This is a genomic window from Euhalothece natronophila Z-M001 (assembly GCF_007904085.1).
Classification (GTDB): Bacteria; Cyanobacteriota; Cyanobacteriia; order Cyanobacteriales; family Rubidibacteraceae; genus Halothece; species Halothece natronophila.
The window spans coordinates 813669-827179 of record NZ_CP042326.1; the positions used below are offsets into that span (position 1 = coordinate 813669).

The 13511-nt window shown below is 39.4% G+C and carries 10 protein-coding genes and 1 pseudogene; 7 read left to right on the forward strand and 4 right to left on the reverse strand.

The features are described 5' to 3' along the window. Nucleotides 1-2: 2 nt before the first annotated feature. Nucleotides 3-275: pseudogene (locus FRE64_RS03805) on the forward strand (Photosystem Q(B) protein 1); the annotation flags it as partial. A 198-nt stretch (nucleotides 276-473) separates the two neighbouring features. Here the strand turns inward: FRE64_RS03805 and FRE64_RS03810 are convergent. After that, nucleotides 474-1247, reverse strand: a complete 774-nt coding sequence (locus FRE64_RS03810; protein ID WP_146297268.1) for a TrmH family RNA methyltransferase — start codon at nucleotides 1245-1247, stop codon at nucleotides 474-476. A gap of 337 nt (nucleotides 1248-1584) precedes the next feature. Here FRE64_RS03810 and FRE64_RS03815 point away from each other — a divergent pair, with 337 nt between their 5' ends. After that, nucleotides 1585-3756: a GGDEF domain-containing phosphodiesterase gene (locus FRE64_RS03815; RefSeq protein ID WP_146294742.1), complete on the forward strand. Its 2172-nt coding sequence runs from the start codon at nucleotides 1585-1587 to the stop codon at nucleotides 3754-3756. Between the two features lies 1 nt (nucleotide 3757). Here FRE64_RS03815 and FRE64_RS03820 read toward each other — a convergent pair whose 3' ends face one another. Next, nucleotides 3758-4882 (reverse strand): RNA polymerase sigma factor, RpoD/SigA family, encoded by a 1125-nt coding sequence (locus FRE64_RS03820; RefSeq protein ID WP_146294743.1) that lies wholly within the window; start codon nucleotides 4880-4882, stop codon nucleotides 3758-3760. A gap of 270 nt (nucleotides 4883-5152) precedes the next feature. On the opposite strand from FRE64_RS03820, the gene FRE64_RS03825 reads away from it, so the two are divergent. Then, nucleotides 5153-6556, forward strand: coding sequence for an anthranilate synthase component I (locus FRE64_RS03825; RefSeq protein WP_146297269.1), 1404 nt, complete (start codon nucleotides 5153-5155; stop codon nucleotides 6554-6556). Here the strand turns inward: FRE64_RS03825 and FRE64_RS03830 are convergent. Together FRE64_RS03830 and FRE64_RS03835 are read right to left on the reverse strand one after the other, a co-directional pair. Next, the gene (locus tag FRE64_RS03830) at nucleotides 6542-7567 is read right to left on the reverse strand and encodes a glucokinase (protein WP_146294744.1); all 1026 of its coding nucleotides are present in this window, start codon (nucleotides 7565-7567) and stop codon (nucleotides 6542-6544) included. The two genes, FRE64_RS03825 and FRE64_RS03830, sit on opposite strands and share 15 nt — an antisense overlap. An 11-nt stretch (nucleotides 7568-7578) precedes the next feature. Continuing rightward, complete coding sequence (locus FRE64_RS03835; RefSeq protein WP_146294745.1) at nucleotides 7579-8217, reverse strand: histidine phosphatase family protein; 639 nt, start codon at nucleotides 8215-8217, stop codon at nucleotides 7579-7581. A gap of 97 nt (nucleotides 8218-8314) precedes the next feature. On the opposite strand from FRE64_RS03835, the gene FRE64_RS03840 reads away from it, so the two are divergent. The 4 genes from FRE64_RS03840 (at nucleotide 8315) to FRE64_RS03855 (ending at nucleotide 13410) form a co-directional block, all read left to right on the forward strand. Beyond that, nucleotides 8315-9883, forward strand: coding sequence for a diguanylate cyclase (locus FRE64_RS03840; RefSeq protein WP_146294746.1), 1569 nt, complete (start codon nucleotides 8315-8317; stop codon nucleotides 9881-9883). 190 nt (nucleotides 9884-10073) lie between these two features. Beyond that, nucleotides 10074-11297: an RNA-guided endonuclease InsQ/TnpB family protein gene (locus FRE64_RS03845; protein ID WP_146294747.1), complete on the forward strand. Its 1224-nt coding sequence runs from the start codon at nucleotides 10074-10076 to the stop codon at nucleotides 11295-11297. Nucleotides 11298-11562: 265 nt separating this feature from the next. Further along, entirely contained in the window at nucleotides 11563-12723 is a 1161-nt protein-coding gene (locus FRE64_RS03850) for a Na/Pi symporter (protein WP_146294748.1), read from the forward strand. Nucleotides 12724-12825: 102 nt separating this feature from the next. Continuing rightward, nucleotides 12826-13410 carry a DUF4126 domain-containing protein gene (locus FRE64_RS03855; RefSeq protein WP_146294749.1) on the forward strand — a complete coding sequence of 195 codons (585 nt, stop codon included), beginning with the start codon at nucleotides 12826-12828 and terminating at the stop codon, nucleotides 13408-13410. Nucleotides 13411-13511 lie beyond the last annotated feature (101 nt).

Below are 13511 nucleotides of genomic sequence, written 5' to 3' on the forward strand. Positions count from 1 at the left end.
CTTTGCATTTCTTTCTCGCCGCTTGGCCAGTGATTGGAATCTGGTTTGCTGCGATGGCAGTTTCCTCTTTTGCTTTTAACATTAACGGGTTTAATTTCAACCATTCTGTTTTAGATAGCCAAGGTCGTGTGATTCATACTTGGGCAGATGTTTTAACCCGCGCTAATTTAGGGATTGAAGTTATGCATGAGCGTAATGTTCATAATTTTCCCTTGGACTTAGCTTCTGGTGAAACTACTCCCGTTGCTATGAAAGCTCCTGAAATTAACGGCTAGTTTTCAAATCACTAACTCAATGTTCCCCCCTCTGGGGGGTTGTTTCGTTCTCGGGGTTAAAATGGAAAGGAATCATCTGAAACCCTTCTATAGTGGCGGTAATCACGATTATTTCTTCTGATATAGAACGAAGCATAAACCAAGCTGTAAAGGGCTTTTGCCTCCCCATCTCCCGATTTCCCCTCCAGAGGGGGTTTTTTAATGGTAATTTTGTCGTTTCGCTTCGTAGAGTAAAAGGGAAGCCGCGATCGCGACATTTAAGGATTCTACCTCATTAGCGAGAGGAATTTTAATCTGTTCTGTAGCTAAATGGGCTAACTCAGGAGATAATCCAGCCCCTTCATTTCCCAGTAAAATCAGTGTTGGCTGTTGAAAGTCCACTTCCCAGTAGGTTTTCTCGGCGTAAGGCAGGGTTGCCAACACTTGCCCAGAAAATTGTTTTATGAGAGTAGCAATGTCACTGCTTACTGTCATGGGAAGACGAAACCACGCCCCCACCGAAGCCCGTAAAACTTTAGGATGATCAAATTCAACACTGTTTTCAGTTGCCCAAATGCCGTCCACTCCTGTTGCAACGCCGGTGCGGATGATAGTTCCCATATTACCGGGATCTTGTAAATGTTCTACAATGAGTCCCAGTTGGAGGTGAGAGAGAGTAGCCTTATTCAACGATGGACGAGTGGCAGTGGCAACGATCCCATCAGGATTAATGGTGGTCGCGATCGCGCTTAAAACCTCTTCTGATACGACTTCGATCCGTTTTCCTAATCCTTCAAGTTTAGGGCACAACTCTGGGTTCTTCTCTTGCCAGTGAGGGGTATAACAAACTGCTTCGAGATCATATCCCGCCTCACAAGCCGCCTCTAGCAAATTCGTTCCTTCCAGTAACAATAAATTTTGCGCTCTTCGATGTTTACTGTTATGGAGTTTTCGGATTTGCTTAATGAGAGGATTTTTAATACTACTTAACATATTAGCGTCATTGGTCATTAGTCATTAGTCATTGGTTTACAAACGACAAAGGACAAAACAATTAAGAATGTACTCCACGAGAGTGAAAACTGCTGTAGTTGTGCTCTAATCAGTGACTAACTTCTAGTCTAAGGCTTTCACTTTAACAATCGGTATGAAGATAGAAATGGAAATATAACTTATCAAAAGTTAATCAAAGATTTATTAACATTCCCTAAAAATCTGTAATTTATTTTACAAAATAGAAGTATAAAGAAAGCAATATTTTTGCAATGCTGATTGGACTCAATTAAACAATCCTGAACTACTATAACGGTTATTAAGAAGGAGAACGACAGTGGAATCCCCTATTCCTCAAAAGGTTAAACAAAAGTTATTAGAAGCTCTAAAACTAGATGTGCAGTTAAATCTATTAGAGCGGGCGATTAATGCCAGTAGTAATGGCATTATCATTACTGATTACCAACAAGAAGATAACCCCATTATCTATGTTAATGAGGCTTTTGAAAGGATCACAGGCTACTCCTTTAATGAAGTAGCCGGTCATAACTGTCGTTTCTTACAAGGAAACAATCGTCAACAGTCGGGAGGTGAAACCATAAAAACTGCTCTCCAGCACGGAAAAGAATGTTGTACTGTGGTCAAAAATTATCGTAAAGATGGTAGTGAGTTTTGGAATGAACTTTATATTGCTCCTGTCACCGATGCTAGCGGAACCATTACTAATTTTATTGGCGTTCAAACGGATATTACCAAGCGTAAACTTGCAGAAGAAAACTTGAAACAAAGTGAACAACAGTTTCGTATTGCTTTTGAATATGCCCCAGTAGCCATGGCTTTAGTAAGTCTAGATGGCAGTTTGTTAGACGCTAATGAGAGTTTATGTGATCTCCTTGGGTATTCCAAAAAAGAGTTAATAGCGCGATCGCTGCTTGAAATTAGTCATCCTGAAGACATCACAGAAGGAAAACTTCTTTATCGGCGTTGTTTACAGGGAGAAATCAGTCACTTCCAATTAGAAAAACGTTATCTCACCAAAGACGGTGGTGCAATTTATGCTTTAGTTAAGGTAGCTTTAGTTCGGGATCAAGAGAACCTCCCCATCCACTATATTGTCCAAATTTGGGATCTCAGTTGTAATTTAGACAAGCAACCAGAAAAAAAAGTAGAAGGAATTTCTAAATATCAGCTGACAAATCATAACTTACGGAATCATCTACATTATGACGGCTTAACAGGATTACCCACTCGTATCCTCTTTGAAACCTCCTTAGAACAAGCCCTGCGACAAACTAAAAAGCAAGGTGCGGTTTTCTTTCTAGATTTAGATCGGTTTCAAGTAATTAATGAGAGTTTAGGGCATAGTGTCGGGGATCAACTATTAATGATCGTTGGTTCTCGCTTAGAGGCTTGTTTAGCTGAGGGTGATTTCATAGCGCGATCGGGCGGTGATGAGTTTGCAATTTTTGTCGGTGGCATTACGACTCTACTAGAAGCCATAAGTGTCGCAAAAACCTTTCAAGAGAAACTCAGTCAGCCCTATACCATCAACACTCCAGAAGGAAAAATTACCACCAGTTATCACTTCATTAATACCTCAGTCGGCATTGCCCTTGGTTATCATCATGACGGAAAAGCCAGCCAACTCTTACAAGATGCCGAATTTGCCATTGGGCGAGCGAAAAAAAGAGGCAAAGGTAGCATCGAAGTTTTTGATCATACTTTGCGACAAAGAGCTTTACGTCAATCTAAAATTGAAACCGATCTCAAGCAAGCAATTTCTCAGGGTGAAATCTACTTAGAATATCAACCAATTATTAATCTTGAGACAGAAAAATTAATGGGGTTTGAAGCATTAATGCGATGGCAGCATAAAGAGTTAGGCATGATTTCTCCTGGGGAGTTTATTCCCATTGCAGAAGAAACAGGCTTAATTGTTCCTATTGGCTACTGGGTGTTATCTCAAGCCTGTGAGCAACTAAAAAAATGGCATGAATCATTCCCTGAGTTTGAAGACTTGATAATGAGTATTAACTTATCAGCATTGCAAATTAAAGATCCTGCTTTAGTAAAAACGGTGCAAGAAATCTTACAAGCCAATAACCTATCAGGGAATAAGCTGAAATTAGAAATTACAGAAACCACATTAATTGAGAATGTGGAGTTAGCCAGTGAACAACTCAAGAAATTAAAGGCTAATCAAATTCAAATTAGTCTTGATGATTTTGGCACTGGATATGCCTCTCTCAGTTATTTACAACGATTTCCCGTGGATGTCTTAAAAATTGATCGCTCCTTTGTTTCTGTCATGGCTCCAGATAACCATAACTTCAAAATTGTGCAAGGAGTCATTTCCTTAGCTCATGCTTTGAACATGACGGTGATTGGAGAAGGAATTGAAACTAGCTATCAAGAGCAAGAATTAGCCTCTCTCGGGTGTGAATTTGGACAAGGCTACTATTTTGATAAACCTCTTGATGCTGTTTGCGCTACCAAACTCCTAAACTAATTTAAAGCCATCCTTTCAGACGACGTGCCACTTGTGGGCGACGTAGCTTTCGCATTGCCTTACTCTGAATTTGGCGGACTCTTTCCCGAGACAAATTAAACATTAGTCCCACTTCTTCGAGAGTATAAGGATGACCATTATTTAAGCCATAGCGCATCGAAATTACATCTTTTTCCCGTTCAGTAAGAACATCACTCAACACATCTGAGATTTCCTGATTCATCATGGCATCATTCATTTGTTCTTCAGGAAGTCTCATCTCATGGTCTTCTAGTAATTCCATCAACTCAGTATCTTCGCCTTTTCCCACTCGATGATTCAGAGAAAGAGACTGGCGACGCAACTGCATCAGTTGATGTAATTGGGAGACGGAAACATCTAATTCTTTTGCTAATTCTGCCTCAGTGGGAGTCCGTTTCAACTCCTGTTTTAAGTCTCGTTGGGCTTTTTTCAACTTGTTGAGCTTCTCTACAATATGGATGGGAAGCCGAATTGTTCGCGCATCATTGGCAATGGTTCGGGTAATTGCTTGGCGAATCCACCAATAAGCATAAGTAGAAAATTTATAGCCTTTATTGGGATCAAACTTTTCCGTAGCACGATTTAAACCTATTGATCCTTCTTGAATTAAATCCAAAAATGGAACGCCACGATTAAGATATCGTTTTGCAATGGAAACCACTAACCTTAAATTAGAACGAATCATCCGTCGCTTTGCCATCCGCCCTTGATATAGTTTTCGCTCTAATTCTTTCACCTCCATCTCAAAAACACTTGCCAGTTCTTCCTTACTCGGAGATGTTCCTGAGGCTTCAGCTAATTCTTGACGCTTATTTTCGGCATCTGCTAAAAATTTAACCTGCTTGGCTAACTCAATTTCTTCATCTGGTTGCAACAGGGGATAACGAGCCATTTCCTTAAAAAATGCACCTACGGTATCCTCATTTTTACTCCCCTTCTCTGAATCACTGCCTTGACTGGTATTCTCCTCTGAAAAATCTACTTCTACCAACTGGGTGTCTGAGGCCTCGACTTCCTCAGAAAGTAGGCTTTCAAGCCCCTCTTGTGGATTTAAGGTTTCCGTGGGCTGGAGATCTTGACTGGTCGTTACTGTAAAGTCTGTCATAGTAAATTAATTAATATTAGGTAGTAATTGAGGTAACAGAAGTATGAATTATGGGTATGTCATCAAATTAACAGCTTAAGTTTATTTTTTTAGCAGAATTGCTACAGTAGTTTTTGTGGCTATTTTAACGATTACAATATTTTTTTTCTAGAAATTCTCATCAAGCAGGATTTTGGAAGATTTTTTAGATCCTCTAACGGTAACATTTCATAAGGTGAGCTTAAATGCTTTAGGTATAAACATCAACTATCGGAAGTGAGAAATTTGATGATGGGAGAACAACAATCATGGATCTGGCGATCGCGCCCTTTAGAACAACTAACGGGATCAGAGATTTTTCAACGCTTATTTAATAATGATTCTCCTTATGGGGTGTTATTAGAAAGTCCCTTTCCCATGGTTGGTGATCAACCCCAACTCAATCGCTTCTCTCTCTGTGCTGGTAATCCTCGCATTAATGATGAGGGAAGGTGGCAAGTGTGGACTCCCCCTGTGGGAGAAATTCTTCCTTGTTTGCGTTATTTATCTCAACGCTGTTCGGGTTCGGTTCCAGAATCCGTGCGTCATCTTCCCTTTACTGGTGGCTATTTCGGTTGGTTAGGCTATGATTTAGCTTGGGAAATTGAAACCTTACCCCAATTAAATCGAGATCCTCTTCCCTTTCCCGTTGCCTACTGGTATGAGCCAGAAATGTTTGCTGTCTTAGATCATCAAGAACAAGTGTTATGGCTAGCGGGAAGGACTCAAGAACAGTTAGATAAATTAGAAATCGCTTCTCAAACCCCCTTACCCAAACTTCCAGTTCCAGAGAACACAGCTACAGAAGTGTCTCCCCCGACATTTCTCACTGCGGCAGAAGAGTATCAAGAAATGGTACGTCGTGCCAAAAACTACATTCATGGGGGAGATATTTTCCAAACTAATCTTTCTCTACGTTTTGAAGCCACTACTCAAGGTAGCAGTTGGCAAATTTATCAAGCCCTACAACGGATTAATCCCTCTCCCTTTGCGAGTTATTGGCGGACTCCCTGGGGGGATGTTATTAGCTGTTCTCCTGAACGCTTGGTACAACGACAGGGAAACCTTTGTCAAACTCGCCCCATTGCTGGTACTCGCCCTCGTGGGGAAACCTCCGAAGCTGATGCTGCCTTAGCGACAGAATTACGTCAAAATAAAAAGGAACAAGCTGAACATATTATGTTAGTTGATCTCGAACGAAATGATTTAGGGCGAGTGTGTCAGTGGGGAACTGTAACAGTAGATGAGTTATTAACCATTGAACGTTATAGTCATGTGATGCATCTGGTTAGTAATGTGCAGGGAAAATTAGATGATCACTATGACAGTGCTGATTTAATTCGGGCGTTATTTCCAGGGGGAACCATTACTGGCTGTCCGAAAGTGCGTTGTTTAGAGATTATTGAAGAATTAGAACCGTTTCGTCGTAGTTTATTTTATGGTTCTTGTGGCTATTTAGATCAACGGGGAGATTTAGATTTAAATATTCTGATTCGCACTTTACTATACCAACAAGGAACAGTGTGGGGACAAGTTGGGGCAGGGGTAGTTGCTGATAGTGATCCTCAGAAAGAGTGGGAGGAGTCTTTGAATAAGGGAAAAGCTCAAGTTAGCGCGATCGCGGCTTGGATGAAAACAGACTCAAGTGATACTTAAACCATACATGATTGAGCCTAATAATCCCACTTGCGAATTGAGAACAATATGAATCGGAACAGCGTCTAGAATGGGACTCACTCGCCCTTTTTGCTTAAACACTTCTAGAAAACGACTGTTTTTAATTAAGGATAAATTTTTAGCGGCAATTCCTCCAGCAATATAAAGTCCACCATAGGGCATTAATTTTAAGGCTAAGTTCCCTGCTTCTGCTGCATAGGCTTCAATAAAAATTTCCATTGTCTTCTCAGATAGAGGATCTGTTTCTGCTTGGGCTGCTTGAGAAATTACTGCGGCTGGATCAATTTCTGTCGTTTCCGTTTCCTCCCATTTTTTAATCATTTCAGCAACCGTAGAATTATAATCTGTAATTATCTTTAAGTCTCTTAATCCCTGATAAATAGAGACAATTCCCTGTCCAGAAACAACTCTCTCCACAGAAACACGATCAATCTGTTTTTGTTCCTTAATATATTCTAATAATCGAAATTCTAATTCAGAACGAGGAGGAAATTCAGTGTGTCCGCCTTCTGTTCCAAAAACGAGATAATCACCATTTCCAAGTGGCGTTAAAAACCCTTCTCCTAACCCGGTTCCTGCGCCAATAACAGCAATGGGAGCATCATTTTGCGCTTCCACAGTTTGTAAGGTTTCTAATTCATTAGTTTTTAAGCCTAAGACTCCATAACTAATCGCAGCAAAATCATTAATTAAACTCACTGTTTCTAGGTTTAATTCTTCCTTTAAATGATTAGCATCTAACTGCCAATCTAGATTTGTGAGTTGTGACACTTGCTTAACCACTGGCCCAGCAATCGCAAAACAAGCGCGATCGGGTTTATAATTAGTTTGACCAAGGAATTCTTGTACCATTGGTACTAAGTGAGGGTAACGTTGAGAAGGGTAGGTGATTTCGAGTAAATTATTGAAATTAACCGTGCTTTCGGTAACTTCTACTAACCGTAAAATGGTTTTTGTTCCCCCAATATCCCCAGCAATTAGTACAGTCATAGTTAGTTAAATTAATTAAAGCGAATTATCTTTTCTACTTTTGAAAGATGAGAAGTATCCCCAGCAAATTCTACCTCCCAACTGCCCTGATTTTTCACCAATTTGGTGAGACAGCAAAAAGAAGCATGAATATTGATCGGTTTACCTAGTAGCCCTGCAATCGTTCCTAAAACTGAAGCACCATGTCCTACGAATAATAACTCACCCTCAAATTCCTGAGCAAGTTTCTGCGCTGTGAGTTCAGTTCTATAGTTAACGGTTTCTTCATCTTCTGGATACTTACTTCTCACTCGTGAAGTATAATTTAAATCAATGGGAGGATAATGCCGTGCTAAGTTTTGTGGCGAACGGATTTCAGGAGAATGATCCATCCAGTTTGGATTTAACCATTCTCCTAGTCCTGATTCTAGTTTAATCGGTAAATCTAGAATTTTTGCAATCTCATGGGCTGTCTGAACAGTACGCAAAAAAGGAGAGCTAAAGATATGAGTAATATTTTCAGATTGCAGCCTTTCTCCCAGTTGTTTGGCTTGTGTAATTCCATCTTCTGCTAAATGTGGATCATACGGAAGTTCTGCTGTAATAAACCAGTCAGGGTTAACAAAGTCATATCGGTTACCGTGACGAGTAATCCAGATTGTATCTGCCATATAGCTTTACGAGCTTAATAAGTTGTCAAGGAGTATTTATATACTTTAACACTAATTTGTCCTTCGTCTTTTGTCCTTCGTCCTTTGTTATTTAATTATGAATAGTGAAGCTAAAATTTTAGCCGTTGATGATGTTCCCGAAAACTTACTATTGTTATGTGAATTATTAGAAGAAAGGGGCTATAAAGTTAGTTTAGCTTCTGATGGGGAACTGGTTCTCAACAATATCCCTGATTGTCCACCTGATTTGATTTTACTTGATATTCGTTTATCGGGAATTAATGGTTATGAGGTTTGTTCTCGATTGAAAGCTAATCCCAAAACGCAACATATTCCTATTATTTTCTTAAGTGTTCTTGAAGATCCAAGAGTTAAAGTAAAAGCGTTTAAGGTAGGGGGAGCAGATTATATCACTAAGCCTTTTCAAGAGGAAGAAGTCATTGCTCGTATTGAAAACCATCTCACGATTCAACGCCAAAAAGAAGAATTGGAAGAATTACAAGCTCAACTCATTAATAAAAATACAGTTTTAGCAGAACAAAATAAGCATTTAAATGTGTTATTACAGCTAACAAAATTAATGAACACTGCGGAAAGTCTTGATGAGGCGATCGCGCAATTATTACCTCAAATTTGTAAAGTAATTGCTTGGGATTATGGAGAGGCTTGGATCTTAAATCCAGAAGGAACAAAATTAGAAAGAAGTGATTATTTTTATGTTAGCAACCCTGATTTTAATTGGCTAGAAAATAGCACAGATTATGATGAAGTTTTAGCAATTCAATCAGAATTAGTAGAATCTATTGCTCATTCTAAAAAAATTCAATGGCTATCTAATATTAGCGATATCGATACTTTTAATTTAAGCAGTGATTATCAAATTTTACAAGCAAAATTACAAGCAAGTGGCTTAACAAGTCTCTTAGGATTACCCATTATTTTTAAGGAAGAAGTATTAGCAGTATTGATTTTTATGGGTGACCATTCGAGTTACCAAGAAGAAGGGGCAAGTGTTCCCGCATTTAGCCCAGATTGGTTAGATTTAATTCAATCTGTAGGAACGCAGTTGGGAGCCTTAATGCAACGTTTACGCACTGAAATTGCACTTAAAAAAGCCAATGAGAAACTACAACATTTAGTAGCTTATGATGGTTTAATGGAGATTGCAAATCGACGGCGATTTGATGAATATTTAGATGAACAATGGCGACAGGGAAAGCGCGATCGCGGAGAATTATCCTTAGTTTTATGTGACTTAGATGCGTTTAAGGCTTACAATGATACTCTCGGTCATCAAGCAGGAGACAAATGCTTACAACAAGTGGCGAAAAAAATTCAAGAGGTAGTTAAACGTCCTATGGATTTAGTAGCGCGTTATGGAGGAGAAGAATTAGCAATTTTACTTCCTTATACTTGTCAAATTGGTGCGTTTCAATTAGCAGAACAAATTCGGGGAGCCGTAAAATCCTTAAAAATTGAGCATCCAAAATCTCCAGTAAGTGACTATGTTACCGTTAGCATTGGAGTTAGTAGTATCATTCCCCGAGATGACTGCGCTCCGAAACAATTAATCAGAATGGCTGATAAAGCACTTTATAAAGCAAAGGAAATGGGGCGCGATCAGGTTGTTTTGAATAACCAATCAACAGAAAATTATCTCATCTAAATTTTAGTATCCTGAGGGGCATTATTAATTTTTTTATCTTGATGCGATGAGAAGATGCTCACGCTTTGCTCCGCCCCATTATACCGTCAGGTTAATGGGAGATGAATCGTCGCCCAAAAAAATAAAGTCCGACAGGACAACCTTAAATCTTTTGTGTTAGCATTAATTTAACCACAAAGTTCAGCATAAGATGTTTGTCTTAGAGTTTAAGGTCAAAGCCAAAAAAGCTCAATATCAAGCCATTGACGAAGCAATTCGGACGACACAATTCATCCGAAATAAGTGCATTCGTTACTGGATGGATAATCAAGGCGTTAATAAATACGCTCTCAACAAACTCTGTAAACAATTAGCAGAGGAGTTTTCTTGGGCGAAAAAACTAAACTCTATGGCAAGACAGTCCGCTGCTGAACGGGCTTGGTCTTCAATTAGTCGGTTCTATGACAACTGTAAAAAAGGAATTAAAGGAAAGAAAGGGTATCCTCAGTTCCAAAAAAACAACCGCAGTGTTGAATATAAAACTTGCGGTTGGAAACTTGATCTCAATACCCGAAAGCATATAACTTTCACTGACAAAAAAGGCATTGGTCGGGTTAAGTTAATTGGAACTAGAGACCTTCATTTCTACCATCCTGATGAAATTAAACGAGTACGGTTACTTCGCAGGGCTGACGGTTACTATTGTCAATTCCTGATTAATACAGAGGTAAAAGAACAACTAGAACCCACCAAGAGAACCATAGGATTAGATGTTGGTTTAGAATCTTTCTACACTGACTCTGATGGTCAGAAAGAGCCTAATCCTCGTTTCTTTAGAGAGGGGGAACAGAAGTTAAAACGGCTTCAACGCCGTCTTTCTAAGAAACAGAAAGGATCATCTAATCGCAGAAAAGCAAGACAGAAGTTAGGGAAAGCACATTTAAGAATAAGTAGGCAACGTAAAGAACATGGAAAGAGAATCGCACGTTGCGTAGTGAAGTCTAACGACTTCATCGCCTATGAAAACTTAAAGGTGTCTAACATGGTTAAAAACCACTGTCTAGCTAAGTCAATTTCAGATGTTGGTTGGTATCAGTTCCGAGTGTGGTTAGAGTATTTTGCACAAAAGTTTGGGAAGGTAGCGGTTGCTGTTCCTCCTCAATACACTTCTCAAGAATGCTCTAACTGTGGTCGAATTGTGAAAAAGTCTCTATCAACTAGAACCCATGCTTGTCAGTGTGGGACTAAATTGGATAGAGATGAAAATGCCGCGATTAACATTCTGAGAGAAGGACTCCGTACAGTCGGGCGGACTGGAACGGCTGGCTTCGAGCCAGACTCAAAGCTTGTGGAGAGACCCGCCTCTACTTCAGTTGTTTCCGAACAATTGGGGCAAGCGGACTCGTCTGCTGGAAACCTAGTTTCTAGTAGTTAGAAGCAAGAATCTCCCACTATAATCTCTGATTTAGTGAGAGAGCGTCAATCTTGGTTGTTTATATTTAATCGGTAATATCTACCTTCTAATACCGTTTTCAAAAAATCAGGTTACAGTAGATCCCCCCTTCGCCCTGCTTAGTAAAGGGGGGTTGGGGGGAAGCCTTCGGCACGACTTTCAGCCTACGTATAGTAGCACTAGTTTATAGAAATGGTATAAGAGATGATTGGCTAGATAAAACTAGACTTTTCAATACTTTAAGTAAATGAGATTAATTACCAATTATCGTAATCATCAAATTATGCAGTGGGTAATTGTTATTATCCTGCTGTACTTTCTCTTAGTGGCAGTTCGCCTGATGAGTCTCGGCTTTCAACTGGCTTTAGGAGAAGAAGCAGAAGCCTTATTTACCTTTGCTACAAATCCATTTCTAGGCTTAATAATTGGCATTTTAGCGACAGCCATGATTCAGTCATCTAGCACTGTGATTTCTATAGTGATTGGTTTAGTTGCTGGAGGGCTACCCGTTGCAACAGCAATTCCCATTGTCATGGGGTCAAATGTGGGAACAACAATTACCAATACCATTGTCAGCTTAGGTCATGTTAAAGCCTCAGAAGAATTTAAACGCGCTTTTGCGGCTGCCACAGTTCATGATTGTTTTAATCTTTGTTGTTTACTGTTATTTTTTCCTTTAGAAATTGTCTTTCATCCTTTAGAAAAAATCGCTAATATTTTAACTCAGTCTCTATTAGGGGCTAATCAAAATTGGTTATTTCTAAACTTTAATATTCTAGATTCTCTGATTACGCCTTTAATCACTCAATTAATGAAGCTGACGGAGAATTTACCACTAACGGTTAATGGAATTGTTTTTATTATTACTGGGATATTGCTAATTTTTGGATCAATTTTTTATCTCAGCAAAACTTTAAAATCTTTGTTAGTGGGGAAAGCAAAAGAGATATTACATCGCGCCATTGGTAGCGGTACATTGGCCAGTATTTTAGTAGGAATGGGAATTACAGGGTTAATTCAATCTTCTTCTGCGACAACTAGTTTAATGATTCCACTAGCAGGGAATGGAGTTTTTACCTTAGAACAAATTTATCCTTTTACGTTAGGAACGAATATTGGCACTTGTTTAACGGCTCTAATTGTTGCCACAGCCTTAACAGGAAAAGCTGCGTTTGCTGGGCTAGAAATTGCCTTGGTTCAATTATTATATAATACTTTAGGCGTTTTGATTATTTATTCTGTGCCTATTTTACGGGATATCCCACTACAAGGAGCGCGTTTTCTCTCCGAGACAGCAGTTAAGTATAAGTGGGCAGCGTTGGGATATATCGTATTCATTTTCTTGGTATTGCCAGCAATTTGTTTGGGAATTACAAATCAAGGATTTCTAAGTATTTCGTTTTATTAAAATTTACGTTCTAAAATTAGGTAATACAAAACTTGCACACCGCGCCTACTGGACACACTAAACATAATTAAATAAGGTTCAAGGTAAATCACTGAGAAGTCTATGGAAATTTTAATTGCCATTTGTTTAGGAGTCACGCTGAGTGCTGCTTGTGGGTTTCGGATTTTTATTCCTCCGTTGATCATGAGTGGTGCAGCCTTGTATGGAGATTTGGAGTTAGCGTCTGAATTTGCATGGATGGGAACTCCCGTTGCACTGATTACTTTTGCTGTTGCAACGGTAGTGGAAATTACTGCCTATTTTCTGCCTGTGGTGGATAATTTGTTAGATACTATTGAAATTCCCGTTGCGATCACCATTGGGACGGCAATTTCGGGATCAATGTTAGGAGATGTGGATCCAGTTTTACAATGGAGTTTAGCTGCGATCGGAGGGGGTGGAACGGCGGGAACTGTGGAAGGATTTACCAGTGTCACTCGACTCGCATCAACGGGAATGACAGGGGGATTGGGTAATGTGATTATTTCGACGATAGAAGCCTTAAGCGCAACCGTTTTAACGCTTTTAGGGTTGTTTGTGCCTCTTTTAGCAGGCGTGGTGGTACTTTTTATCTTAATTGTAGCTGGACGAAAATTAATTCGCTTTTTCACGAAAAAAAGGCGCGATCGAGAGAAAGTTAATAATTAATAATTTATGGCGTAAGAGGTAATAAACAGAATTATGGCGAATATTTAGCGAGACTTAGACCAAATACCGAACGCGATCGCGCTTCAACCTCCCCAGTTAGT

Bases quoted from the DNA above. Each gene is read 5' to 3' on its own strand.
- FRE64_RS03820 (WP_146294743.1), bottom strand. From the start codon at position 4,882: ATGACAGACTTTACAGTAACGACCAGTCAAGATCTCCAGCCCACGGAA.
- FRE64_RS03825 (WP_146297269.1), top strand. From the start codon at position 5,153: ATGGGAGAACAACAATCATGGATCTGGCGATCGCGCCCTTTAGAACAA.
- FRE64_RS03840 (WP_146294746.1), top strand. From the start codon at position 8,315: ATGAATAGTGAAGCTAAAATTTTAGCCGTTGATGATGTTCCCGAAAAC.
- FRE64_RS03855 (WP_146294749.1), top strand. From the start codon at position 12,826: ATGGAAATTTTAATTGCCATTTGTTTAGGAGTCACGCTGAGTGCTGCT.
- FRE64_RS03845 (WP_146294747.1), top strand. From the start codon at position 10,074: ATGTTTGTCTTAGAGTTTAAGGTCAAAGCCAAAAAAGCTCAATATCAA.
- FRE64_RS03835 (WP_146294745.1), bottom strand. From the start codon at position 8,217: ATGGCAGATACAATCTGGATTACTCGTCACGGTAACCGATATGACTTT.
- FRE64_RS03830 (WP_146294744.1), bottom strand. From the start codon at position 7,567: ATGACTGTACTAATTGCTGGGGATATTGGGGGAACAAAAACCATTTTA.
- FRE64_RS03850 (WP_146294748.1), top strand. From the start codon at position 11,563: ATGAGATTAATTACCAATTATCGTAATCATCAAATTATGCAGTGGGTA.
- FRE64_RS03810 (WP_146297268.1), bottom strand. From the start codon at position 1,247: ATGTTAAGTAGTATTAAAAATCCTCTCATTAAGCAAATCCGAAAACTC.